This window comes from Actinosynnema sp. NPDC023658, from assembly GCF_040639995.1.
Taxonomy (GTDB): Bacteria; Actinomycetota; Actinomycetes; order Mycobacteriales; family Pseudonocardiaceae; genus Actinosynnema.
Genome location: NZ_JBFAAX010001518.1, coordinates 1 through 1,020, shown reverse-complemented (window position 1 = coordinate 1,020; position 1,020 = coordinate 1). Strand labels below are relative to the sequence as shown.

The following is a 1,020-nucleotide window of genomic DNA, read 5'->3' as shown; positions in this document are numbered from 1 at the left end:
TTCCTGGCCTACAACAACGAGGACGACCGCTGCACCACGTCCTCCGGGGTCCGGCCGCGGGTGCTGCACGAGTACGACCTGGCCGCGTTCCGCCCCGTGGTGGCCTCCGGCGCGGCGACCGGCGTGATGGCGGCCTACAACCTGGTCAACGGCCGCCCGTGCCACGTCAGCCCGCTCATCGGGTCCGAGCTGCGCCGCTGGGCCGAACCCACCGGCCACGAGCTGTTCGTGGTCAGCGACGCCGAGGCGCCGTCCAACCTGGTCGACCCGGAGCACTACTTCGACGACCACGCCGAGGCGCACGCCGCCGCGCTCAAGGCCGGCATCGACAGCTTCACCGACCACGGCACGGACAGCGCCACCCCGGTCGGCAGGCTGCGCGAGGCGCTCGACCGCGGCCTGATCGACGAGGACGACGTCGACCGCGCGGTCCGGCGGCAACTCCTGCTGCGGTTCCGCCTCGGTGAGTTCGACCCGGACCTCGACCCCTACGCCGGGATCGGCGTCGACGTGGTCGACAGCCCCGGACACCGCGTGCTCGCCACCCGGGCCGCCACGGAGTCGGTGGTGCTGCTGAAGAACGACGGGCTGCTGCCGTTGCACGAGGCCCGCGCGCCGCGCGTCGCCGTCATCGGCCCGCTCGCGGACGTGCTGCACGAGGACTGGTACAGCGGCACGATGCCGCACCAGGTCACCGTGGCGGCCGGACTGGCCGGACGGCTCGCCGACGTGACGGTGGTGGAGGGCCTCGACCGGATCTCGCTGCGGTCCCGCACCACCGGCCGCGCGCTGGGCGACACGGCGTTCGACGTCGCGGAGTGGGGCGGCGGCGTGGTGACCCTCCGCGACGCGGGCACCGGCCTCTACCTCAGCGCCAAGGACAGCGCGCTGGTCGCGGACGTGGAGCGGATCAAGACCTGGGACGTGCGCGAGACGTTCCGGTTCGTGTCCGTCACCGCCGACGGCGACACGGTGCTGCTGCGCAGCGTCCTCACCGGCCGCTACGCCGCCATCGACCCG

Annotated in this window: 1 protein-coding gene; it reads left to right on the top strand. The window is 73.6% G+C overall.

The annotated features are described in order from the left end of the window. Positions 1-1,020: glycoside hydrolase family 3 C-terminal domain-containing protein (locus AB0G02_RS42215; RefSeq protein ID WP_360806806.1), on the top strand; the 1,020-nt coding region annotated here is incomplete at both ends.